The organism is Flavobacterium ammonificans (assembly GCF_020885975.1).
Classification (GTDB): Bacteria; Bacteroidota; Bacteroidia; order Flavobacteriales; family Flavobacteriaceae; genus Flavobacterium; species Flavobacterium ammonificans.
Genome location: NZ_AP025183.1, coordinates 1,406,764 through 1,429,444 on the forward strand (window position 1 = coordinate 1,406,764; position 22,681 = coordinate 1,429,444).

Genomic DNA, 22,681 nt, shown 5'->3' on the forward strand with positions numbered 1-22,681 from the left:
TGGTAAAGATACTTAATTCAAATCAAGAGACAAAAGAGGTGTAATCACCTAATTGTAATTACAACTCATCCAATTTATTAGTGTAATTTGTGAAATTAGTGTTTATCTCAATCTAAAATTGCCAATTTTTTCGTTGTTCCAAAGTCATAAAAGTCCATGCTACAAAACGACTTGTTTTTTGGCCTTGAGCCATATCGATAGTTTTTATTTCGACGGCATTTACTATATTTAAAGTTTTATAAATGCTAGCAAGATTTTCTTTTTTGGATACCAAAGTAGTAAACCACATACAATTCATAGTATATTTTACACTTTCGTAAATCATTTGAGTGATGAATCGCAGTTCGCCACCATCACACCACAACTCCCCATTTTGACCACCAAAGTTGAGTGCCACTTTTTTGGTCTTTTGCTGTTTTAAATTTGATATTTTCCGAAGCGTTCCTTTGTTTGCTTCTTCTTCCGATTTATGAAAGGGCGGATTACAAATCGTAAAGGCAAATTTATCTTCAGGAGTAATGATGTTTTTAAAAATAAAACGAGACTCGGTTTGTAGTTGCAAACTAATTGCATCAATTAGTTTAGAGTTATTTTGAATGATTTTTTTGCAATTTTGAATGGCATTTTCATCGATATCTGTCCCAACAAAACTCCATCCGTAAGATCCATTTCCTATAATTGGATAGATACAATTGGCTCCAATTCCAATATCTAAACCTTGAACTGTTTCACCTTGTGGAATACTACCGTTGTTACTTGCAGCTAATAAATCAGCTATGTAATGAATATAATCAGCACGACCTGGAATAGGAGGGCAGAGGTAGTTTTTAGGGATATTCCAATTTTGAATTCCATAATGGAAAGCTAATAACGCCTTGTTTAGAGTTTTTACAGCTTCAGGATTAGCAAAATCAATGGTTTGAATGTTATGCGGATTGGTAAAAACAAAATTAGCAAGTTCAGAACAGGAATTAATTAATTGGTCAAAATGATAACCTGAATTATCAAGATTTCGAGGGTGTAATTTTTGTTTTAGTATCGGTGCTAGTACTTGTTGTTTTTCCATTTCGTTACAAAAGTAAGCAATCTCGACGGTATTATATTAATCAATACATTCCATCAAGAGTAAATCACCATCTTCATGCTCTATCGTTACAATGCCGTCTTGAGTTACATGATTGCTACTTCCAGTTCGATAACCTAAAGTGAGGGTATCATTTTGAAGTGGGTAAAATAAATTGGAAGAACGAATTCCTGTCACATTTCCTATCGGTATTAAAGAAATGGGAGTGTTAGCGGTGTACCATTTTTCAAACTTTTTGGGTAATAAAAATATTTTGGAATGGTCATCTAGAAGGACAATTTTTAAAACATTACGGTATTTAGAAATAGTCGTTATATTAGTTATAGTATGATCGGCTCTTTTACCAGTTGCCCAAACGACATTTACTGCAGGGATATTTCGCGCTATCAAATAATCAAATGCCTTTTCTAAATCGGTTTTGTTTTGATCGGGTGTATGAATGATTTCAATTGGAAATTGTTCTTCTTGGTACTTTTCTGGATCAAAATTACGATCAAAATCACCTATTAAAACATCTACTTTGATATCCAATTCCATAACGCGTTCCATAGCTGAATCTAATACCACTACGAGCGGAGACCACTCTAGTAATTGCCCTATTAATTCAGGTTGGCACGAGGCGCCATTAGCAATAATTAAAGCCGGTTCTTGGTCGTCTCTAACGATATGATGTGAAGACATTGGATGTTTTTTAGTACCGTAAATGTATTAAATTATCTGTTTTTAAAGTACTAAATAAGAATTAAATCCTGTAAGATTTTAACTTACAGGATTTAAATAAGATAATTTATTTAACTAGTTCAAATTGTGCAATAACTATATCATCTTTAAGTAATATGAACTTGGATGAATCTATGACTACCACTTTACTAGTTTGAGATAAAATTGCAATAAAAGAATTTTCAATAGCCATGGTATCTCCGCAATACATTTTTGTTGATCCAATTTTTGAAAATGAGATAAAATTGTCTTTTATTTGAAACTCACCAAATAGTTGATTACATCCTGCTTTGGCTTCTAATTGATTTGAATTAGAATTGAGTTTAAGATAAAAGTCTTTTTCGTCTCCTTGAATTTTCTCGGAATTTAAAAGTGTAATTTTCCATTTTTTGTTAGTAATGGATTGTTCGGTTACATTTTTAGCATTACTACTTTGTATCAATGAAGAATCACATGAGTAAAAAACAATTGATGTATATAGGGCAATTGACAAAATTTGTAATTTCATTTTGTAAAGATTTAGGGTTGATAATAATAATGCGAATTTAAAAAAATAATTACTATTAAATTATTTTACAATATAATTAACAGAATCGTATTCACTTAATGAAAAATAGCCTAATGGGAAATTCTCTTTTTTTGTAGTATTTATAACATTACCACGAACTGTTGCTGGTGGAGATTGAAAAGGGCCGCCTCCGCTATTACCTGCAATACTTACCAAAACAGACATATAATTAAAATAGGTTCTGGAAATTCCATAGTGATTGATTTCTACTTTGTCTCCAGGTTTAATGTCGTCATTTTGGGAAATGCTAAAGAATTCATTACCATTAAAAAACACATCTTCATCTGTATAAAAGTTAGAAGTAACTTGAGTCGCATAGGTAAATCTGTAGAGGTAGAAATTTTTTACAACTGCGGGATCTATATAATGTGCTTTAAGCTCTATACTATTCCCTCCAAAGCCACCGTTATTATTTTGTACCACTTTAGTAATTTCTGCCACTGGCTGCATTATTTCTTCTGCTGTATATGTATCCCCGTTGTATTGTATTGTCAAACGATAAGTTTCACCAATTACAGGAACAAAATTCGAACATCTGTATTCACCAGTGTTAGGAGCTTCAACAAAATTAAATTTTTGATTTTTACTATTTTCAACACTTACAATTGCACCCTTTGCTATATTAGGCGAAGTGCTATAAAAGCTAGTTGTAGTACTAAGTTTAATTTTTTGAACATTTCCAGCACTTCCTTTTTTCCATGTGATAGCCGCTTCAATAACTAATTTTGGGGCTGCAGTGTCTAAATCTAACTGAATTACTTCTTCGCAACTAACAAGTAAGAAGCTCCATATTATGAACGATAAATAATATATGTTTTTCATACTTTCTAAAATTTAAAATTATAACTGACAGCTGGAACTATTCCGAAAATTGAGGTTTTTATGGCCTCATTGTTTCCTGTGTCACTATTTTGTCTAAAATTGATAGCAGCTGCATTTTTTCTGTTGTACAAATTATAAATACTAAACACCCATTCACTTTTTGTACTTCGCGAACTATTTTTACTTGGTGATAATGTAGCAGATATATCTAAATGGTGGTATGCCGGTAACCTGTTTTCATTTCGTAATCCATAACTTGGTACAGTGATTCCTAAATATTGATATTGTCCATTAGGAAAGGTCACAGGTTGTCCAGATTGTAATGCGAAATTCGCACCAAAAGACCATTTTTTATTTAACTCATAGGCACTTGTAATGGCTAAGTTATGGGTTTTATCGAAAGCTGATTTGTACCATTCTCCATTATTAATACCTGTTTCTAAAATTGTTCTTCCAGGGGTTTGTTGTTCAGATCTAGATAATGTGTATGAAATCCAACCGTTGAATTTCCCTTCATTTTTCTTTAACATGATTTCTAAACCATAAGCCCTCATTCTTCCGTTTAAAATTACTTGCTCTAATGCGTTATTTGCAATTAAATCAGCTCCATCAATATAATCGATACGGTTTTGGATTTTTTTATAATAACTTTCAATTTCTAAGGAATACTTGTTCTCTGAAAAATTCGTAAAATATCCAACCGCTACTTGGTCTGCAATTTGAGGTTTTATGAATGAGTCACTTGGAGTCCATACATCTAATGGAGTAGGAGAAGCGGTATTGGAAACTAACTGAAGATATTGAACCATTCTATTGTAACTCGTTTTAATAGATTGAGAGTCATTTACTTGGTAAGCTAGTGAAAAACGAGGTTCTAGATTTCCGAAATTTGTGATGGTTTCATTTTTTCTATAATTCTGAACCCCTATTGGAGTTGCTTTTTCATAAATCTGCATTTCAGAATTAAATAAAACAGGGTTGTTATTTTCATAAATATTTATTTTTGAATTACCTAAACGATAAAATAAACTGTATCGTAAACCATAAGAAATAGCAATTTTATCAGATATTTCTTGCTCAGCATCTAAATAAGCGGCTGGTTCAAAAGCATATTTTTTGTCAAGTTGAGCAAAGTTGATGCCTGAATTTGGATCTGAAGGTCTAATAATTCCAGGATTAAAATCATAATAAATGGCGTTTATTCCATAATTCAATTTGAATTTATCAGAAATATAATTTTTTAAATCGTACTTGATATTGTAATTCTTTATTCCAGAATCCCATTTAAATCCTACGAAATCCAAATCTAATCCATAATAGTAATCGGAATAAATCAATGACAAATTAGAAAAAAGTTTGTCAGAAAATAAATGGTTCCATCTCAGGTTTAGTGTTGAATTTCCGTAAATATTAGTAAAACTATTTGCTAAACTAAATACATCACGACCAAAATAACCGGATAAGAAAATATTATTGTTAGGATTGATTTTGTAACTCAATTTTGTATTTAAATCATAAAAATAAGCTGCGTTATCTTTTTGGTCTTCTGATAATTTAAGAAAAAGATGTGCGTACGAACTTCGACCTCCTATTAAAAACGAACCTTTGTCTTTTATAATTGGTCCTTCAAGAAGTAAACGACTGGAGATTAGACCAATTCCGCCATTGGCATGAAAACCTTTACTACTTCCGTCTTTTTGATAAATATCTAAAACAGAAGAGGCTCTTCCGCCATATCGAGCAGGAATCCCCCCTTTATATAATTTTAAATCTTTGATTGCATCTGGATTAAAGACTGAGAAAAAACCGAATACATGAGACGAATTAAAAATCATTGCTTCGTCTAAAAGGATTAAATTTTGATCAGCTCCACCACCACGAACATTAAATCCCGAAGCACCTTCGCCTGCATTGGTTACACCAGGAAGTAATAAGATTGATTTTAGTATATCCACTTCGCCCAATACAACAGGCATTTTTTTTATTGTTGATATTGAAAGCTTGTTTACACTCATTTCGGGCTTTCGAATATCAGTAATGTTTTTACTACTGGTTACGATTACTTCTCGTAAAACGTTTTCTTTCGGAATAAGTTTGTAATTTATTTTTAGATTTTGATTTAGTTCTAGTACTTCATCAAGATTTTGATAATCAGAATAGTTGATTCGAATAGAATACTTTCCTTTAGGAAGTGTAATGGAATAAAATCCATATTCATTTGTTAGAACTCCTGTTTTTAATTCAGGGATAAATACAGTAACGCCAATTAGGGTTTCATTACTATTACTATCGCTAATAGTTCCACTCAAAGTATATTTTTCTTGAGCCGATGTGTAAAAACAGCTAAATAAAAATAAAAAAATTACTAGCTTACTTTTAATAATTCTTTTCAATTTTTCCAATTTCATAGTTACTATTTTGTATCAACCCAATTTAATTATTGAAGACATAAAGTTACATAAAAAAAGGCAACTGTGTTAGTTGCCTTTTTTAAATAAGTTACAAGTTTTACTTTATTGTGGCTAGAATTGCATTAAAAGTTGCGCTTGGTCGCATAGCCTTTGATGTTAAATCTGGATTTGGTTGGTAATACCCACCAATATTTTGTGATTTTCCTTGCGCGCCAATTAATTCTAAATTAATAGTAGCTTCATTATCAATAAATGCTTTCGCAACAGGAGTAAAAGTTGCTTTTAATTCTGCGTCTTTATCTTGTGCTGCTAATGCTTCTGCCCAATACATTGTTAAGTAGAAATGAGAACCACGGTTGTCAATTTGACCTACTTTACGCGCTGGAGATTTATCATTCGCTAAGAATTTTTCAGTTGCAACGTCTAATGTTTCAGCTAAAACCATAGCTTTAGGATTGTTTAATGTTTGGCTCAAATGTTCTAAAGAAGCACCTAAAGCTAAAAACTCACCAAGTGAATCCCAACGTAAATAACTTTCTTCAGTAAATTGCTCCACGTGTTTTGGAGCTGATCCACCAGCACCTGTTTCAAATAAGCCTCCACCATTCATCAAAGGAACAATAGATAACATTTTAGCTGAAGTTCCCACTTCTAAAATTGGAAACAAATCAGTTAAGTAATCACGTAATACGTTTCCAGTTACAGAGATAGTATCTAGTCCTTTAATAATTCTTTCCAAAGTTGCTTTAGTAGCTGCAATTGGAGAAAGGATTTGAATATCTAAACCAGTTGTATCGTGGTCTTTCAAATATTTTTGAACTTTCACAATTAATTCTCTATCGTGAGCTCTATTTTCATCTAGCCAGAATATAGCTGGTGTGTTAGACAAACGAGCTCTATTTACAGCTAGTTTAACCCAGTCTTGAATTGGAGCATCTTTTGCTTGACACATTCTAAAAATATCTTTCGCTTCAACAGCTTGTTCCATCAAAACATTTCCATTAGTATCCACAACACGTACCACCCCATCTGCTTGCATTTGGAATGTTTTATCATGAGACCCATATTCTTCTGCTTTTTGAGCCATTAAACCTACGTTCGGAACACTTCCCATTGTAGTTGGATCAAAAGCACCATTTTGTTTACAAAAATCAATTGTAGCAGTGTATACACCAGCATAACAACGGTCTGGAATAATGGCTACAGTATCTTGTTGTTTGCCTGCTGCGTTCCACATTTGGCCTGAAGTACGAATCATAGCTGGCATCGAAGCATCTACAATTACATCCGATGGAACATGAAGATTTGTGATTCCTTTTTCAGAATTTACCATAGCAATAGCAGGGCCATTTGCAATAGCATTATTGATTGCAGTTTCTACTTCAGCTTGTTTCGCATGACCAGCAATTTTAGCATAAACATCCCCAAGACCATTTCTGGTATCGATATTTAATTCAGCAAATAAAGCGGCATATTTTTCAAAAACATCTTTGAAATACACTTCAACTATAGCACCAAAAATGATTGGGTCAGAAACTTTCATCATAGTTGCTTTCAAGTGAACTGAAAGTAATAGACCTTGTTCTTTAGCTTCGTTTATTGTTTTGTTTACAAAAGATTTTAAAGCGTTTACATTCATTACTGACGAATCGATAATTTCGCCAGCTTTTAATGGAGTACTAGCTTTTAAAACGGTAGTTGTTCCGTCTTTAGCTACAAATTCTATTTTTACATCGGTTGCTTCAGCAATGGTAACCGATTGTTCACTTCCGTAAAAATCACCCGATTCCATTGAGGCAACATAGGTTTTTGATGTTGGCGACCAAGCTCCCATAGAATGTGGATTGGCTTTGGCGTAATTTTTTACTGCTTTTGGCGCTCTACGATCCGAGTTACCTTCACGTAAAACTGGATTTACAGCTGATCCTAATATTTTAGCGTATTTTGCTTTTACGTTTTTTTCTTCTTCATTCTGAGGATCTTCTGGAAAGCTAGGTAATGCATATCCATGAGATTGCAGTTCAGCAATGGCAGCTTTTAATTGCGGCACAGAAGCAGAAACGTTAGGTAGTTTTATAATATTCGCTTCAGGAGTTGTTGCTAACTGACCTAATTCTGCTAATGCATCTCCTGTTTTCTGACTATCTGTCAAATACTCTGAGAAATTTGCTAAAATTCTACCAGCCAATGAAATATCTCTTGTTTCAATTTCAATGTCAGAGGTGCCAGTGAAGGCTTGAACGATAGGTAAAAAAGAATAAGTTGCTAACAAAGGGGCTTCATCTGTAAGCGTGTAAAAAATTTTGGATTTCTGTGCCATTGTATAATGATTAAATAAATCTTTAATTAATGTATAATTAACTAAAACGTTTGCGTTAATTTTTTTAGTGCGGCAAATATAGGAAAATCAGATGTAAAAATGATTCGAGTTAGTTGTTAAAAATGAATATTTTAGAGGTTTTAACACCTAATTACTTAATTGCTATTTTTAGAGGGGTAAAATTCCTAATTTGAAAATTTTAAGTTAAATTATTGACAAAAAAAAGTCCCAACATTGTGGGACTTTAACTATTTTGAAAATTATTTTAGAATCTTCTCTTATCTTTAATTTTCGCTTTTTTACCAGTAAGTTCTCTGAAGTAGAAAATTCTAGCTCTACGTACAGCACCCTTCTTGTTGATTTCAATTTTTTGTAAAGCTGGTAAATTAACTGGGAAGATACGCTCTACTCCAATAGCTCCAGACATTTTACGGATAGTGAAAGTTTCTGTGTTACCAGAACCTCTTCTTTGAATCACTACTCCTTTAAAGAACTGAGTTCTTGTTTTTTCACCCTCTTTAATTTCGTAGAAAACTGTGATTGTATCTCCAGCTCCGAATTCAGGGAAATCTTTTCTTGTTACAAATTCGTCTTTAACGAATTTCATTAAATCTGCCATGATAATTTTAATTATGGTTTAATATAGAGCAACATTCACGGTTCTCGCCAGAGGTTGGTCTAATGCGGCTGCGAAATTAATTATAAATTTTGAATATTAAAGAAAAAAAGTAAAAAATATTCAATTACTCTTCTAATAAATCGGGACGACGGTTTTTTGTATGCTCGTAGGCTTTATCCTCTCTCCATTGATCAATCTTAGCAAAGTTACCGCTAGTTAATACTTCGGGAACTTTCCATCCTTTGTAATCTGCGGGACGAGTATAAATAGGTCCTGACAATAATCCATCTTGAAAACTGTCGGTAAGGGCAGAGGTTTCATCACTTAAGACCCCAGGAATTAAACGTATTAAAGCATCTGATAAAACTAATGCGCCTAATTCTCCTCCACTTAAAACATAATCGCCAATGGAAATTTCTTTGGTAATAAAATGATCACGCACTCGTTGATCGACTCCTTTATAATGCCCGCACAAAATAATAATGTTTTCGTACATGGACATGGTATTCGCCATTTTTTGATTCAGCGTTTCACCATCTGGCGACATATAAATGATTTCGTCGTATTCTCGCTCACTTTTTAAATGCGTAATGCAAGCGTCAATAGGTTGTACAGTCATCACCATTCCAGCGCCACCTCCAAAAGGATAATCATCGACACTTTTTTGTTTGTTTGTTGTATAATCACGTAAATTATGGAAGTGAACTTCTACCAAGCCTTTGTCGATAGCTCGTTTCATAATAGAGGCTTCAAAAGGGCTTCGTAATAATTCAGGAAGAACAGTAATAATATCTATACGCATTGTGAAGTGTGCAAAGTTGTAAAGCGACAAAGGTACAAAGTTTAAAGTACTTTTAATAACGAATTTGTTTTACGAAGTCTGCATTAGCGTGAGGGATGGAAGTGGCATCCTTTTTAGGTGGTCTAGGCATTCGAGACCGCCTAAAAAGATAGAACGTACAGCCCGACCGAAGCGTTTGCGGAGGGCACGCCCAAGAAGTTTTTGTCATTTCTATATTATTGTTGTAATTTTGCACTTCAATAAAAATCAACAAAAATGGAAAACGGAATATACGCTAAATTCAACACCGCTAAGGGTTCAATTACAGTAAAATTAACACACGATTTAACACCTGGAACGGTTGGGAACTTTGTGGCTTTGGCTGAAGGAAACTTAGAGAACAAGGTAAAACCACAAGGAACAAAATATTATGACGGATTAACATTTCACCGTGTGATTCCTGATTTTATGATACAAGGAGGTTGTCCTCAAGGAACTGGAACTGGAGACGCTGGATATAAATTTGACGATGAATTTCATCCCAATTTAAAGCACGATCGTCCAGGAGTTTTGGCTATGGCTAATGCGGGTCCTGGAACTAATGGTTCTCAATTTTACATTACTCACGTTCCTACATCTTGGTTAGATGGGAAACATACAGTTTTTGGACATGTAGTTGAAGGACAGGATGTTGTAGATGCTGTTGCTCAAGGGGATGTTTTGGAAACTTTAGAAATTTTAAGAGTGGGTGCAGAGGCTGAGCAATGGAATGCGGTAGAAGCGTTTAGAACTTTTGAAGGTTCACGTGCAAAACGTATTGAGGCAGAACGCGCTGCTGCTGAAGCTGAAATGGAAAAATTAGCAGCTGGTTTTGAAAAAACAGAAAGCGGTTTGCGTTACCAATTTATCCAAAGAGGTTCTGGTAAAAAAGCAGAAGATGGTAAGACAGTTTCTGTTCATTATTCAGGTCAATTACCTGACGGAAAAGTTTTTGATAGTTCGTATGCACGTAAAAAACCAATTGAATTTCCATTAGGAAGAGGTAATGTGATCGAAGGTTGGGACGAAGGGATTGCGTTGTTACAAGTAGGAGATAAAGCGCGTTTTGTAATTCCGTCTCACTTAGGATATGGTTCTCGTGGTGCTGGAGGGGTTATTCCGCCAAATGCTACTTTAATCTTTGATGTAGAATTAATGGATGTAAAATAATCCATCTTTATAGTATGTACTAGAATCCCAAAGCCTTGCTTTGGGATTTTTTTGTGTTTGTATTTAACTTGTTTGTGTAGCGTGATTTATTCTCAATTTATTTTACATTTGTTTATCTAATCAAATATATGTAACCACACAAATACTATTATTATGAAAAAAATGTTGTTTTCTTTTGCGTTAACAGGTTCTTTCTTATTTGTTACTGCACAATCACCTTCTAAAAAATCAGAGGGTTCAGCTGCTACTCCAGCTGAAAAAGTAGAAAATTTAGTTTCCAATATAAAATTCAATCCAGACGAAAAAGTAATTACCCAACATCTAACGACTATTAAAGGGCAAAAAGTGCCTTACCAAGCCACAACAGGAACTATGCCTGTTTGGGATGAAGATGGAAAAACTATTGCAGGAATTTTTTATACCTATTATGAGCGTTCTGATGTAAAAGATCGCGCTAGTCGTCCTTTGGTAATCTCCTTTAACGGAGGTCCGGGTTCAGCTTCTGTTTGGATGCAAATAGCGTATACTGGTCCTACTTTATTGAATATAGATGACGAAGGATATCCTGTTCAACCGTACGGAATTAAAGAAAACCCGTATTCTATTTTGGATGTAGCAGATATTGTTTTTGTTAATCCGGTAAACACAGCGTATTCAAGAATTACCAATAAAGAAACTCCTAAATCTACTTTCTTTGGTGTGAATGCAGATGTGAAATATTTAGCTGAATGGATCAAAACATTTGTTACGCGTTCTAATCGTTGGGCTTCTCCCAAATATCTTATTGGCGAAAGTTATGGAACAACAAGAGTTTCTGGCTTGGCTCTGGAATTACAAAATAGTCAATGGATGTATTTGAATGGGGTTGTTTTGGTATCACCAACTACTTTAGGAATAGAGAGAGGTGTGGTTTCTAAAGCCGCTTTACGTTTGCCTTATTATGCTGCTACAGCTTGGTTTCACAAAATGCTGCCATCTGACTTACAATCCAAAGATTTAACAGCTATGTTGCCTGAAGTAGAAAATTTCACATTAAACGAATTGATACCGGCATTGAGTAAAGGAGGTTCTCTAGAAGCATCTCAAAGAAATGCTATAGCGGCTAAAATAGCCCGTTATTCAGGAATGTCAGAAAAAGTGATTTTGCAAAACAACCTAGATGTTCCTTTGGATTATTTTTGGAAAGAATTATTGAGAGATCAAGGATATACTGTAGGTCGTTTGGATTCTCGTTATAAAGGAATTGATCGCAAAGATGCTGGTGATAATCCTGACTTTAATTCAGAGTTGACGTCTTGGTTGCATTCGTTTACGCCAGCAATTAATATTTACTTACGAAATAATTTAGGATACAAAACTGATTTAAAGTACAATATGTTTGGACCAGTTTATCCTTGGGATAATTCAGGAGACAAAACTGGAGAGAATTTGAGACAAGCTATGGCGCAGAATCCTTATTTACACGTTTTAGTTCAATCTGGATATTATGATGGTGCTTGTGATTATTTTAATGCCAAATACAATATGTGGCAAATGGATCCAAGTGGTAAACTGAAAGATAGAATGTCATTTGAAGGATACCGAAGCGGTCATATGATGTACCTTCGTAAAGAAGATTTAATTAAAGGAAATGAAGACTTAAGAATATTTATTCAAAAATCATTACCAAAGCCAGGTGTTCCCGCTAAATACTAGAAATAAAAAAGCCCAAAATCATTTTGATTTTGGGCTTTTTTATTAATTCCAATTTTGATTAAATATCATCAAAATCAATATCTGTAAAGCTTGATACTTGAGGAGTAACCTCGTCTTCTGTATTTTCAGATGTGTATTCTTTCTTAAAGTCTTTTTGGTGTCTTTCTGAAATTACTTCTTCTCCTTTATGATTTAAAACGTAAGACGTCATATCTCCAAGAATTTCAGTAAAGGCTGCAAAATCTTCTTTGTACAAATAGATTTTATGCTTTTTAAAGTGGAAAGAACCATCCTCTTCAGTAAACTTCTTACTTTCGGTTATTGTGATGTAATAATCATCTGCTTTAGTAGCCCTTACATCAAAAAAATACGTTCTTCTTCCGGCTCTTAAAATTTTAGAAAATATTTCCTCTTTTTCTAACATATCATTTTCTCTCATAATCCGTTCTTCATTTATTGGTTTATTGACATTCAAAAATGATAAAAAAAAATTGATTAACCAAAAATTATGTTAATTCTTTTTCCGATAATTGTTTCAAATACAAGTCGGCATAGTACCCTTTCTCATTTAGTAATTGATTATGAGAACCTTGTTGGATGATTTTTCCTTCATCAATGATAATAATTTGGTCTGCATTTTTTGCAGAGGAAACACGATGACTGACGATGATGGTAGTTTTATCTTTACAAATTTCGTACAAATTGTTTAAAATGGTTTCTTCTGTTTCGGTGTCAACCGCAGATAAACAATCGTCAAAAAGTAAGATAGGCGGATTTTTAATAATAGCTCTAGCTATTGACACACGTTGTTTTTGGCCTCCAGATAGTGTAATTCCTCTTTCGCCTAAAACAGTATCGTATTTTTTATTGAATCCCATGATGTTGTCATGAACAACCGCATTTTTTGCTGCTAATTCAATTTCTTCATCGGCGGCATCTTCTTTCCCAAATTTAATGTTGTTTTTTATACTGTCTGAAAACAAAAAAGCATCTTGTGGAACAATTCCGATACTATTTCGTAAATCAAATAAGTTAAGGGTGTCAATTGGTCTGTTGTCAATATTAATTTCACCTTCGTTAACATCATATAATCTGGAAATTAAAGATAAAATAGTTGATTTTCCTGAACCAGTCTTTCCTAAAATAGCTAAAGTCTCTCCTTTATTTACAGTAAACGAAATATTTTGAATGGCATTGATATTGGTATCTTCATAGGTGAAGCTTACGTTATTAAACACAATGCTTCCTTCAATAGATGAACGATTTGGATTTGCATTTTTAATTTCAGGTTCGATTTTTAAAAATTCATTCAAACGTTTTTGAGAAGCTTCTGCCTCCTGCACCATAGAAGAAACCCAACCTAAAGAAGCCACTGGCCATGTCAACATATTTACATATAAGATAAATTCTGCAATGGTACCAATACTCTTAATAGTTCCGTCCATGTACATCAGTCCGCCAAAATAAATCACTACAAGGTTACTAATACCAATTAACGCTAACATTAACGGCCCAAACAAAGATTGTACTCGTGCTAAATCCAAGCTTTTGCTTTTACTTTCATTGGCTAAAGCAATCATATTATCTTGATGCTGATTTTCTAAGGAATAGGCTTTGATAACTCGAATTCCAGAAAAAATTTCTTGAGAAAAACTAGAGACTTTCGATAAATATTGTTGGAATACCGTACTTCGTTTGTTGATTTCAGTACTTAATTTAAAAATTGTATAAGATAAAATAGGTAAGGGTAAAATAGTATATAAAGTCAATCTTGGCGATACATTGTACATGTAAGCAATTACAATTGCAAAGCGAATAAAAGTGTTGATAGTGTACATTACGGCGGGACCAACATACATTCTGACTTTGGAAACGTCCTCGCTAATTCGGTTCATTAAATCACCAGTTCTATTTTGTTTGTAGAATTGTTGGGAAAGGTTTTCATATTGTCTAAAGACTTCATTTTTCAAATCAAATTCAATATGACGTGACATTACGATTAATGTTTGTCGCATTAAAAAGGTCAAAAAACCGGCAATAATAGTGGTTCCAATGATAAGTAGTATATTGTCAACCAAATCGCTTTTGAAATGCGATAGAACAGATTCAGAGGATTTTTCTTGAATGGATAAGCGATCAAATTTTTCAATGGCTTCTAATGATTGACTAATCAGTTTTGGTGTGAACAATGAAAAGATTTGTGCTACAATGGTAATTACTATTCCTAGTAAAAAACTGAATTTGTATTTGACGAAGTACTTATTTAAATAACTTAATTCTCTCATTGTTTCGCTGCACTTTTAGCTTCGCAAATATAAAGTAATAAAAGGAATAATTGAATGTAAAAGTAAGCGGACTTTAATTCCGACTCTGTTTTTTTTGAATTAAAAAAGAGGTTTAAATTTTCTTTTAAGGTATGAAATACCTATTTTTGCAGCCTAATTCATTAAAAGTTCTTTCCCAGTGGTAAATAGAAGACACATTCGCGTTAAGGTCATGCAAACGATTTATGCTATGCATCAAAACGGTTCGGATAATTTAGAAGGTCAAGAGAAATTTCTATTTTACAGTATCGATTCGATACAAGATTTATACTTAGTTATGGTTTCTTCCTTAATTGAGTTAGCCAAGAAAGAAAAAGTTTTTTTGCATTTATCAAGTCAGAAACATTTAGCTACTTCTGAAGAGCGAAATCCCAATACTAAATTTATCAACAATTCAATTTTCAAATTATTAGAAGATAATAATTCTTTGAGCATTGCTTTAGAGAATAGAAAAATTAATAATTGGAATATTCATGATGATTATATTCAATTGCTGCTAACATCATTGAAAGAGAGTAAATTGTATGATAAATACATGAGTAATCCAACTGTATCTTTTGAAGAAGACAAACAGTTTGTAATCGATCTTTTTACAGAGATAATTGTTCCAAATGAGAAACTATACGAATATTTGGAAGATGATAAATTAACTTGGATTGACGATATTCCGGTGGTAAACACGAACATTGTTAAACAATTAAAAAGTCTGAAGTCGGCTGAAGATGACAGTTTTAGAGTTCCTAAACTATTTAAAGATGCTGACGACAAAGATTTTGCAAAAGATTTGTTCCGAAAAACTGTTTTGAACGAAAAAGAATTAGCCAAAGAATTTGATTCGAAAACACCCAATTGGGACATGGATCGTATTGCAGAAATGGATACGATTATTTTAAAAATGGCAATTTGTGAATTATTGAAATTTCCATCAATTCCTGTTAAAGTAACTCTTAACGAATATTTAGAATTAGCTAAGGAATATTCTACTCCAAAAAGTAGTATTTTTATCAACGGAATTTTAGATAACTTAGTGAAGGAATTTCAAACCAATAAAAAAATGATCAAAGCTGGTAGAGGCTTGATGTAATGTTAAATTAATAATATAATACAATTATGGAACAATTAAGTCAATTTGCGCCGTTCTTATTAATGTTTGTAGTGATCTATTTCTTTATGATTAGACCGCAACAAAAAAGAGCTAAAGCTGAAAAAGAATTCGAAAGTAACTTGAAAGTAAGTGATAAAATCATTACTAAAAGTGGGCTACACGGTAAAATTGCTGAATTAGCTGAGACTACAGTAGTTGTTGAAACGATGTCAGGTAAATTGAAAATGGAGCGTTCTGCTATTTCAATGGAAATGAGTGCCGCTTTGAACAAAAAATAAAAGATAGATACTTACAAAAAAAGCTCCCAATTGGGAGCTTTTTTTGTAACCACTATTTAACAGCAGTTAATTCTGCAATCTTGATGATTACTTCAATTGCTTTTTGAATACTTTCAACCGGTACATATTCATATTTTCCATGAAAGTTATGTCCGCCAGCAAAAATATTAGGACAAGGCAATCCCATATAAGACAATTGAGAACCATCTGTTCCCCCGCGAATAGGTTTTATCAAAGGTTTAATGCCTACTTCTTTCATTGCTTTCTCAGCTATGTCGACAATGTGTTTGACAGGTAATACTTTTTCTTTCATATTGTAGTACTGGTCATTGATTTCAGCAATAGCAATATCTTCTCCAAATTGTTTGGCAAACTTTTTATTGATTTTTTGAGTAATCTTATGAATTAAGGCCTTGCGTTTTTCAAACTTCTTTTTGTTATGATCGCGAATAATCAACTCGACTACGCTTTCTTCAATACTTCCGTTGACATGATGTACATGGAAAAAACCTTCATAACCTTTCGTTTCCTCTGGAGTTTCTCCTTTTGGTAAGGCATTGATAAATTCATTAGCAATCAGCATTGAATTTATCATTTTACCTTTAGCATAGCCTGGATGCACACTTTTTCCTTTGAACGTAATTTTGGCGCCAGCTGCATTAAAGTTTTCATATTCCAATTCACCTACTTGACTTCCGTCCATAGTGTACGCCCAATCGGCTCCAAATTTAGCAACGTCAAAATGATGCGCTCCACGTCCAATTTCTTCATCGGGAGTGAATCCGATTCGAATCTTGCCGTGTTTGATTTCTGGATGTTGTATAAGGTATTCCATGGCCGTAACAATTTCGGTAATTCCAGCTTTGTCATCGGCTCCTAATAATGTAGTTCCGTCTGTAGTAATTAGCGTTTGTCCTTTGTATTGCAATAAATCCTTAAAGTATTTTGGAGACAAAACAATATTTTTATCAGCATTCAATACAATATCACCACCATCGTAATCTGGAATTACTTGAGGCTTAACATTGGCACCCGTAAAATCAGGAGAAGTATCAAAATGCGAAATGAATCCTATAGTAGGAACTTTATGTTCCACATTACTTGGAAGTGTTGCCATGATGTAGGCTTTGTCATCAATACTTACGTCTTGAAGTCCAATTGTTTTTAATTCTTCGACAAGTTTGTTTGCCAAATTCCATTGTTTTTTAGTACTTGGGGTTGTTGTTGAATTGGGATCAGATTCGGTGTCTATTGTGACATAACTAATGAATCTATCTATAATATGTTGCATGATATTTTATTTTAAACAAAGATAAACATTTTAAGACCGTATAAAAATGGAAAAATCCAACAGTTAGGTTGAATTTTTCTTTTGAAACGCTATTGTATATTTAATTTTCTCGTTTGTAAATGTGGAGTGATTGTCCTACTAATTTCCATTGTTCGTTCACTTTTACTAATAATCGAATTTCATAAGACCAAGTGCGTTTCCCTTCAACATCTGTAGATAATTCGTCATGGCTTACCCAAGCATTGTTTTTAGCAATACTCATTTTATAATTCGAATTCACTGCAAATCCACCATTGCCCATGGTTTCTGGTTTTTGATTCTTCATTACAGTAGGAGGTACGTCTATGGTTTGTCCATCGGGTAAAGAAACTAAGATTCTACTATAGGGTTGAATGTGCCAACAATCTGCATGACCTTTGACATCTTTGGCTCTCCAGGTAGCGGATTCTTTTTCTAATAGTTTTTTTATGGCTGTTTCTTCATCCATTTTCTGGCAATGAGCAAAAGAGACAATACAAATAAACAATATCAAAGTAGCTTTCCATTTCATAATTGTGTGATTTAATTGGTAATTGAAATAAAGATACTGAAATTATGCTACTTGCTTATTAAAATTAAGAATTGGCACAAAAAAATCCGATTAGCATTGGCCAATCGGATTTTTGAATTTTGTCTTTGCAATTGAATATGCAATTGCTATTTTACAAGTGAATTACTTCCCCGTATGCATCTGCTACCGCTTCCATTACTGCCTCACTCATAGTAGGGTGTGGGTGGATTGCCTTTAAGATTTCGTGTCCAGTAGTTTCTAGTTTACGCGCTACAACTGCTTCAGCAATCATATCGGTTACACCAGCACCAATCATGTGGCATCCTAACCATTCTCCGTATTTAGCATCAAAAATTACTTTTACGAAACCATCAGAAGCTCCTGAAGCTTTTGCTTTTCCTGAAGCTGAGAATGGGAATTTACCAATTTTCAATTCGTATCCTTTTTCTTTCGCTGCTTTTTCAGTTAATCCAACTGAAGCAATTTCAGGAGTAGCATAGGTACAACCTGGTACGTTTCCGTAATCAATAGGTTCTACATGTAATCCAGCGATTTTTTCCACACAATTAATTCCTTCAGCAGAAGCTACGTGAGCCAAAGCTTGTCCTGGAGTAATATCTCCAATTGCGTAATAACCTGGGATATTCGTTTGGTTGTATGCGTTTACTAAGATTTTATCTTTATCAGTAGCGATTCCTACTTCTTCTAATCCGATGTTTTCAATGTTGGTTTTGATCCCAACAGCAGAAAGTAACATATCAGCTTCTAAAACTTCTTCTCCTTTTGCCGTTTTAACAAATGCTTTTACTCCTTTTCCTGAAGTATCAATTTTTTCCACTGAAGCGTTAGTCATAATATTGACACCTGCTTTTTTCATAGAACGTTCCATTTGTTTCGAAATATCTTCGTCTTCAACTGGAACTATATTAGGCATAAATTCTACAATAGTAACTTCCGTTCCCATTGAGTTGTAAAAATGGGCAAATTCAATACCAATAGCACCAGAACCCACAATGATCATCGATTTTGGTTGTTTTGGTAAGGTCATTGCTTGACGGTATCCAATAACTTTTACACCATCTTGAGGTAAGTTAGGCAATTCACGAGAACGTGCTCCAGTAGCTAAAATGATATGGTCAGCACTGTATTCAGTTACTTTACCGTCTTTATCAGTTACATCTACTTTTTTTCCTGGTTTAATTTTACCAAAACCATCAATAACGTCGATTTTATTCTTTTTCATCAAGAATTGAACGCCTTTGCTCATTCCGTCAGCGACTCCTCTTGAACGGTTTACTACCGCAGAGAAATCTTTATCAAATGATGAAACAGTCAATCCGTAGTCAGAAGCGTGTTTTAAGTAGTCAAAAACTTGTGCAGATTTCAACAAAGCTTTTGTTGGAATACATCCCCAGTTCAAACATACTCCACCTAAATTTTCTTTTTCGATAACGGCTACTTTAAAACCTAATTGCGAAGCTCTAATAGCAGTTACATATCCTCCAGGTCCACTTCCTAAAACAATAATATCGTATTTCATGTGTATAATTTTATCTAAATTAATTGATGGTGCGAATTTAAGGATTTATTCTGTTTTGTGAAATTTTCATTTGCATAAAGTAAAAAACTAACAAAATATCAAAATAAGCTTATAAATGTAAGGATGATTTGATTTATTAATTGGCCACCGAAAATTGGGAATCGTATAAATTTTTATAATAACCACTTTCTTTATTAATTAACTCTTGATGGGTTCCTTCTTCCACAACCAAACCTTTATCCATAACTACAATTTTATCTGCATTAACAATTGTAGCCAAACGGTGCGCAATTACAATAGAAGTTCGCCCTTGTGTGATTGTTTCTGTTGCTCGTTGAATTAATTCTTCTGAATAGGTATCTATAGAAGAAGTAGCTTCATCTAGAATCAAAATACTCGGATTACTTACAAAGGCACGTAAAAAAGCAATCAATTGGCGTTGCCCAGACGATAGCATTACGCCTCGTTCTTTTACATCAAAGTCATAATTATCAGGCAAACTCATAATAAAATCATGTACGCCAATCTTTTGTGCTGCAGCCAAAACTTCTTCACGAGAAATAGCTGGATTATTCAAGGTTATGTTGTTGTAAATGGTATCTGCAAATAAGAAAACGTCTTGTAAAACCACCGCAATTTGCTTTCGTAACGAGTCCAATGTGTAATTTTCAATTGAATTGTGGTCTATACAAATGGTTCCGCTATTGATCTCATAAAAACGATTTAACAAATTAATAATCGTTGACTTTCCAGCACCTGTAGAACCCACAATAGCTATGGTTTGTCCTGCTTTAACTTCTAAATCAATTCCTTTGATCACTTCTTCATCAGGTATATATCCAAATCGCACACCCTTAAATTCAATATCACCTTTAAAAACGGGAGCCTCAATAGTTCCAGTATCTTGAATTTGGTCTTGGGTATCTAAAATATCAAAAACACGATTGGCAGCAATCATCCCTAATTGCATTTCGTTGAATTTATCCGCAATTTGGCGCAGTGGATTGAATAACATTCCAATAAACATAGTATACGAAAATAAATCCCCAAAAGTGGTAAACATATCACCATTCAGAATTTTAAATCCGCCATATAAGACAATAAAACCTAGGGTTAACGACGAAATTATATCAGCAATAGGAAAGAAGATGGAGTTGTACAAGATTGTTTTAATCCATGCTTTTCTATGTTTTTCGTTGATGTTTTTAAACTTGTCCAATTCAATATCTTCACGATTGAACAATTGCACAATTTTCATCCCAGTAACACGTTCCTGAACAAAGGAATTCATGTTGGCAATTTCTGTTCGCACTTCTTCAAAAGCAATTTGCATTTTGCGTTGAAAAATACGAGTAAAAAATACTAAAACAGGCATAGCTACAATGACAATCCATGTTAGTTTCCAGTTCATGTAAAACATGAAAAATAGTACTACCACCATCTTCATCAAATCACTGATGATCATAAAAAGGCCTTGACTGAAGATTCGGGCAATAGCTTCAATATCCGAAACAGAACGTGTGACTAATTGTCCAACAGGTACGTGGTCAAAATACTTCATTCTGAAACTTAAAATATGCTTGAATAATTTAGTTCGAATATCTTTTACTATATCTTGTCCTAGCCAATTGGCCCAAAACACAAAATAATATTGTGAAAAAACCTCGGCTAAAAGAACAATTCCCATTAAAGTTATATAGAATAATAAACCTTGTTGATCATGAGTTTTGATGTAACCATCAACAGTTTGTTTTAACAAATAAGGACGCAAAGCCGCAAAAACAGATAATGATATGGCAAATACAATCACTCCTCTAAATCGTAATTGATAGGGTTTAGTGTATTTTAATATTCGTTTGAATAATCGTGTATCGAATGCTTTTGCCTTCATTTTATTTGGAGCTATTTCCTGCTATCCGCTGTATCTTTTTATGTGTGGACTTCGAGAGCCTCAGTCCTCCTATAAAAAGGATGCCGCTTCTATCAGGGCTATGGGTTGATGTAATCGTATTCTATTTTCGTTAAATATAAACCATGTGCTGGAACAGAGAATCCTGCTTTTTCCCTGCTTTTACTTTCAATAATTTTAGTAAAATCATCTAATGTAATCTTATGCAACCCTACATTGATAAGCGTCCCGACAATGGAACGCACCATATTTCTCAAAAAACGATTTGCTGAAATTGTAAAAACAAGTTGATCGTTCTTACCTCGTTTCCAATACGCTTCAAAAATAGTACAATCAAATGTATTTACATCGGTATTGACTTTAGAAAAACATTCGAAATCGGTATAATTAAATAATAATTGCGAAGCTTGGTTCATCAAGTCGATGTCCAAAGGCTGATGAAAATACCAACTCAGTTCGTCTATAAATGGATTCTTGAATTGATGAATGTGGTATTCATAGGTTCTTTTTAAGGCGTCAAATCGAGAATGTGCGTCATCATGAACTGGAATGATATCATAAATCACAATGTCTTTTGGTAAAAAAGAATTGAGTTTGTGAACTAAGGTCGGTATGTCAAAAGAGGTATCCGAATCAAAATGGGCATACATTTCTCTTGCATGAACTCCAGTATCGGTTCGTCCGGCCCCCATCAAATTGATTTCAGTTTGCAATAAAACAGAAAATGCTTTGTTCAGGTTTTCCTGAACAGAAGTTGCATTTGGCTGTATTTGCCAGCCATGAAAACGGGTACCGTTATAGGCTAAATGTATGAAATATCTCAAGTTGATTCGTCAAAAAGTTCAAGCTTCAAATGTACAAAGTTTTTAGGTTGGGCAAAGCCAAATATGTAAGTTATTCTTGGCTTTTTATTTCGTCTTTTTAGTTTGTAACTTTGACGAACTAAGTTCGCTTACAATGAAAAAAATTCTTTTACTCTCAGATACTCATAGTCATATTGACGATACGATTCTTAAATATGTCGCTCAAGCAGACGAGGTTTGGCATGCAGGAGATATTGGGGACCTTGTTGTAACGGATACAATTAAAAAATTAAAATCACTTCGCGCTGTTTATGGTAATATTGATGATGCACAAGCTCGTTTAGAATTTCCATTGCATCATCGGTTTTTTTGTGAAGGAGTCTCGGTTTGGATTACCCACATTGGTGGTTATCCTGGAAAATACAATCAAGCTGTTCGTTCCGAATTAGAACAAAATCCACCTCAATTATTTATTTGCGGACATTCGCACATTCTAAAAGTACAATTTGATAAGAAGAATAATTTGTTATTTATGAATCCGGGTGCAGCGGGCAAAAGTGGTTTCCATCAAGTGAGAACGATGCTACGATTTATAATTGACGGGGATGCAATTAAAGAATTAGAAATTATCGAAATAGACAAGCGGTAAATC

20 protein-coding genes are annotated in these 22,681 nt (G+C 33.7%); 5 read left to right on the forward strand and 15 right to left on the reverse strand.

The window, feature by feature from the left end; translation table 11 throughout:
• Nucleotides 1-112: 112 nt before the first annotated feature.
• The 8 genes from rlmF to trmD all read right to left on the reverse strand — a co-directional run bounded on the left by rlmF (nucleotide 113) and on the right by trmD (nucleotide 9,346).
• Nucleotides 113-1,066, reverse strand: a complete 954-nt coding sequence (gene rlmF, locus LPC23_RS06360) for a 23S rRNA (adenine(1618)-N(6))-methyltransferase RlmF (protein WP_229328946.1) — start codon at nucleotides 1,064-1,066, stop codon at nucleotides 113-115.
• A gap of 36 nt (nucleotides 1,067-1,102) precedes the next feature.
• Nucleotides 1,103-1,765 carry a thiamine diphosphokinase gene (locus LPC23_RS06365; protein ID WP_229328948.1) on the reverse strand — a complete coding sequence of 221 codons (663 nt, stop codon included), beginning with the start codon at nucleotides 1,763-1,765 and terminating at the stop codon, nucleotides 1,103-1,105.
• 106 nt (nucleotides 1,766-1,871) lie between these two features.
• On the reverse strand, nucleotides 1,872-2,312 hold the full coding sequence (locus tag LPC23_RS06370; protein ID WP_229328949.1) for an META domain-containing protein: 441 nt from the start codon (nucleotides 2,310-2,312) through the stop codon (nucleotides 1,872-1,874).
• 60 nt (nucleotides 2,313-2,372) lie between these two features.
• On the reverse strand, nucleotides 2,373-3,194 hold the full coding sequence (locus LPC23_RS06375; protein ID WP_229328950.1) for a DUF4249 family protein: 822 nt from the start codon (nucleotides 3,192-3,194) through the stop codon (nucleotides 2,373-2,375).
• Between the two features lie 5 nt (nucleotides 3,195-3,199).
• Entirely contained in the window at nucleotides 3,200-5,602 is a 2,403-nt protein-coding gene (locus LPC23_RS06380) for a TonB-dependent receptor (protein WP_229328951.1), read from the reverse strand.
• Nucleotides 5,603-5,702: 100 nt separating this feature from the next.
• Complete coding sequence (locus LPC23_RS06385) at nucleotides 5,703-7,925, reverse strand: NADP-dependent isocitrate dehydrogenase (protein ID WP_229328952.1); 2,223 nt, start codon at nucleotides 7,923-7,925, stop codon at nucleotides 5,703-5,705.
• 265 nt (nucleotides 7,926-8,190) lie between these two features.
• A complete protein-coding gene (gene rplS / locus LPC23_RS06390) occupies nucleotides 8,191-8,544 on the reverse strand; it encodes a 50S ribosomal protein L19 (RefSeq protein WP_229323728.1) in 354 nt (117 codons plus the stop codon).
• 124 nt (nucleotides 8,545-8,668) lie between these two features.
• The gene (trmD, locus tag LPC23_RS06395; RefSeq protein WP_229323730.1) at nucleotides 8,669-9,346 is read right to left on the reverse strand and encodes a tRNA (guanosine(37)-N1)-methyltransferase TrmD; all 678 of its coding nucleotides are present in this window, start codon (nucleotides 9,344-9,346) and stop codon (nucleotides 8,669-8,671) included.
• Between the two features lie 255 nt (nucleotides 9,347-9,601).
• Between trmD and LPC23_RS06400 the strand changes: the two genes are divergently transcribed.
• Both LPC23_RS06400 and LPC23_RS06405 read left to right on the forward strand, forming a co-directional pair.
• Complete coding sequence (locus tag LPC23_RS06400) at nucleotides 9,602-10,534, forward strand: peptidylprolyl isomerase (RefSeq protein WP_229328953.1); 933 nt, start codon at nucleotides 9,602-9,604, stop codon at nucleotides 10,532-10,534.
• A 153-nt stretch (nucleotides 10,535-10,687) separates the two neighbouring features.
• Nucleotides 10,688-12,229 (forward strand): S10 family peptidase, encoded by a 1,542-nt coding sequence (locus tag LPC23_RS06405; protein ID WP_229328954.1) that lies wholly within the window; start codon nucleotides 10,688-10,690, stop codon nucleotides 12,227-12,229.
• 58 nt (nucleotides 12,230-12,287) lie between these two features.
• Here LPC23_RS06405 and LPC23_RS06410 read toward each other — a convergent pair whose 3' ends face one another.
• A complete protein-coding gene (locus tag LPC23_RS06410; RefSeq protein WP_229327138.1) occupies nucleotides 12,288-12,668 on the reverse strand; it encodes a PUR family DNA/RNA-binding protein in 381 nt (126 codons plus the stop codon).
• 67 nt (nucleotides 12,669-12,735) lie between these two features.
• Complete coding sequence (locus tag LPC23_RS06415; protein WP_229328955.1) at nucleotides 12,736-14,514, reverse strand: ABC transporter ATP-binding protein; 1,779 nt, start codon at nucleotides 14,512-14,514, stop codon at nucleotides 12,736-12,738.
• Between the two features lie 211 nt (nucleotides 14,515-14,725).
• On the opposite strand from LPC23_RS06415, the gene nusB reads away from it, so the two are divergent.
• Both nusB and yajC read left to right on the forward strand, forming a co-directional pair.
• Nucleotides 14,726-15,637, forward strand: a complete 912-nt coding sequence (gene nusB, locus LPC23_RS06420) for a transcription antitermination factor NusB (protein ID WP_229331583.1) — start codon at nucleotides 14,726-14,728, stop codon at nucleotides 15,635-15,637.
• 26 nt (nucleotides 15,638-15,663) lie between these two features.
• Nucleotides 15,664-15,936, forward strand: coding sequence for a preprotein translocase subunit YajC (yajC, locus tag LPC23_RS06425; RefSeq protein ID WP_229328957.1), 273 nt, complete (start codon nucleotides 15,664-15,666; stop codon nucleotides 15,934-15,936).
• A 52-nt stretch (nucleotides 15,937-15,988) separates the two neighbouring features.
• Here yajC and pepT read toward each other — a convergent pair whose 3' ends face one another.
• The 5 genes from pepT to truA form a co-directional block, all read right to left on the reverse strand.
• Complete coding sequence (gene pepT / locus LPC23_RS06430) at nucleotides 15,989-17,227, reverse strand: peptidase T (RefSeq protein ID WP_229328959.1); 1,239 nt, start codon at nucleotides 17,225-17,227, stop codon at nucleotides 15,989-15,991.
• Between the two features lie 100 nt (nucleotides 17,228-17,327).
• Nucleotides 17,328-17,777, reverse strand: a complete 450-nt coding sequence (locus LPC23_RS06435; protein ID WP_229328961.1) for an endo-arabinase — start codon at nucleotides 17,775-17,777, stop codon at nucleotides 17,328-17,330.
• 151 nt (nucleotides 17,778-17,928) lie between these two features.
• Complete coding sequence (lpdA, locus tag LPC23_RS06440) at nucleotides 17,929-19,317, reverse strand: dihydrolipoyl dehydrogenase (RefSeq protein ID WP_229328963.1); 1,389 nt, start codon at nucleotides 19,315-19,317, stop codon at nucleotides 17,929-17,931.
• 136 nt (nucleotides 19,318-19,453) lie between these two features.
• Nucleotides 19,454-21,208, reverse strand: a complete 1,755-nt coding sequence (locus LPC23_RS06445) for an ABC transporter ATP-binding protein (protein ID WP_229328965.1) — start codon at nucleotides 21,206-21,208, stop codon at nucleotides 19,454-19,456.
• A gap of 98 nt (nucleotides 21,209-21,306) precedes the next feature.
• On the reverse strand, nucleotides 21,307-22,050 hold the full coding sequence (gene truA / locus LPC23_RS06450; protein WP_229328967.1) for a tRNA pseudouridine(38-40) synthase TruA: 744 nt from the start codon (nucleotides 22,048-22,050) through the stop codon (nucleotides 21,307-21,309).
• 133 nt (nucleotides 22,051-22,183) lie between these two features.
• Here truA and LPC23_RS06455 point away from each other — a divergent pair, with 133 nt between their 5' ends.
• Entirely contained in the window at nucleotides 22,184-22,678 is a 495-nt protein-coding gene (locus tag LPC23_RS06455; protein WP_229328969.1) for a metallophosphoesterase family protein, read from the forward strand.
• Nucleotides 22,679-22,681 lie beyond the last annotated feature (3 nt).

What these genes read in the sequence shown, in the direction of transcription:
- rlmF (WP_229328946.1), bottom strand. Translation starts at nt 1,066, where the DNA reads ATGGAAAAACAACAAGTACTAGCACCGATACTAAAACAAAAATTACAC.
- LPC23_RS06365 (WP_229328948.1), bottom strand. Translation starts at nt 1,765, where the DNA reads ATGTCTTCACATCATATCGTTAGAGACGACCAAGAACCGGCTTTAATT.
- LPC23_RS06370 (WP_229328949.1), bottom strand. Translation starts at nt 2,312, where the DNA reads ATGAAATTACAAATTTTGTCAATTGCCCTATATACATCAATTGTTTTT.
- LPC23_RS06375 (WP_229328950.1), bottom strand. Translation starts at nt 3,194, where the DNA reads ATGAAAAACATATATTATTTATCGTTCATAATATGGAGCTTCTTACTT.
- LPC23_RS06380 (WP_229328951.1), bottom strand. Translation starts at nt 5,602, where the DNA reads ATGAAATTGGAAAAATTGAAAAGAATTATTAAAAGTAAGCTAGTAATT.
- LPC23_RS06385 (WP_229328952.1), bottom strand. Translation starts at nt 7,925, where the DNA reads ATGGCACAGAAATCCAAAATTTTTTACACGCTTACAGATGAAGCCCCT.
- rplS (WP_229323728.1), bottom strand. Translation starts at nt 8,544, where the DNA reads ATGGCAGATTTAATGAAATTCGTTAAAGACGAATTTGTAACAAGAAAA.
- trmD (WP_229323730.1), bottom strand. Translation starts at nt 9,346, where the DNA reads ATGCGTATAGATATTATTACTGTTCTTCCTGAATTATTACGAAGCCCT.
- LPC23_RS06400 (WP_229328953.1), top strand. Translation starts at nt 9,602, where the DNA reads ATGGAAAACGGAATATACGCTAAATTCAACACCGCTAAGGGTTCAATT.
- LPC23_RS06405 (WP_229328954.1), top strand. Translation starts at nt 10,688, where the DNA reads ATGAAAAAAATGTTGTTTTCTTTTGCGTTAACAGGTTCTTTCTTATTT.
- LPC23_RS06410 (WP_229327138.1), bottom strand. Translation starts at nt 12,668, where the DNA reads ATGAGAGAAAATGATATGTTAGAAAAAGAGGAAATATTTTCTAAAATT.
- LPC23_RS06415 (WP_229328955.1), bottom strand. Translation starts at nt 14,514, where the DNA reads ATGAGAGAATTAAGTTATTTAAATAAGTACTTCGTCAAATACAAATTC.
- nusB (WP_229331583.1), top strand. Translation starts at nt 14,726, where the DNA reads ATGCAAACGATTTATGCTATGCATCAAAACGGTTCGGATAATTTAGAA.
- yajC (WP_229328957.1), top strand. Translation starts at nt 15,664, where the DNA reads ATGGAACAATTAAGTCAATTTGCGCCGTTCTTATTAATGTTTGTAGTG.
- pepT (WP_229328959.1), bottom strand. Translation starts at nt 17,227, where the DNA reads ATGCAACATATTATAGATAGATTCATTAGTTATGTCACAATAGACACC.
- LPC23_RS06435 (WP_229328961.1), bottom strand. Translation starts at nt 17,777, where the DNA reads ATGAAATGGAAAGCTACTTTGATATTGTTTATTTGTATTGTCTCTTTT.
- lpdA (WP_229328963.1), bottom strand. Translation starts at nt 19,317, where the DNA reads ATGAAATACGATATTATTGTTTTAGGAAGTGGACCTGGAGGATATGTA.
- LPC23_RS06445 (WP_229328965.1), bottom strand. Translation starts at nt 21,208, where the DNA reads ATGAAGGCAAAAGCATTCGATACACGATTATTCAAACGAATATTAAAA.
- LPC23_RS06455 (WP_229328969.1), top strand. Translation starts at nt 22,184, where the DNA reads ATGAAAAAAATTCTTTTACTCTCAGATACTCATAGTCATATTGACGAT.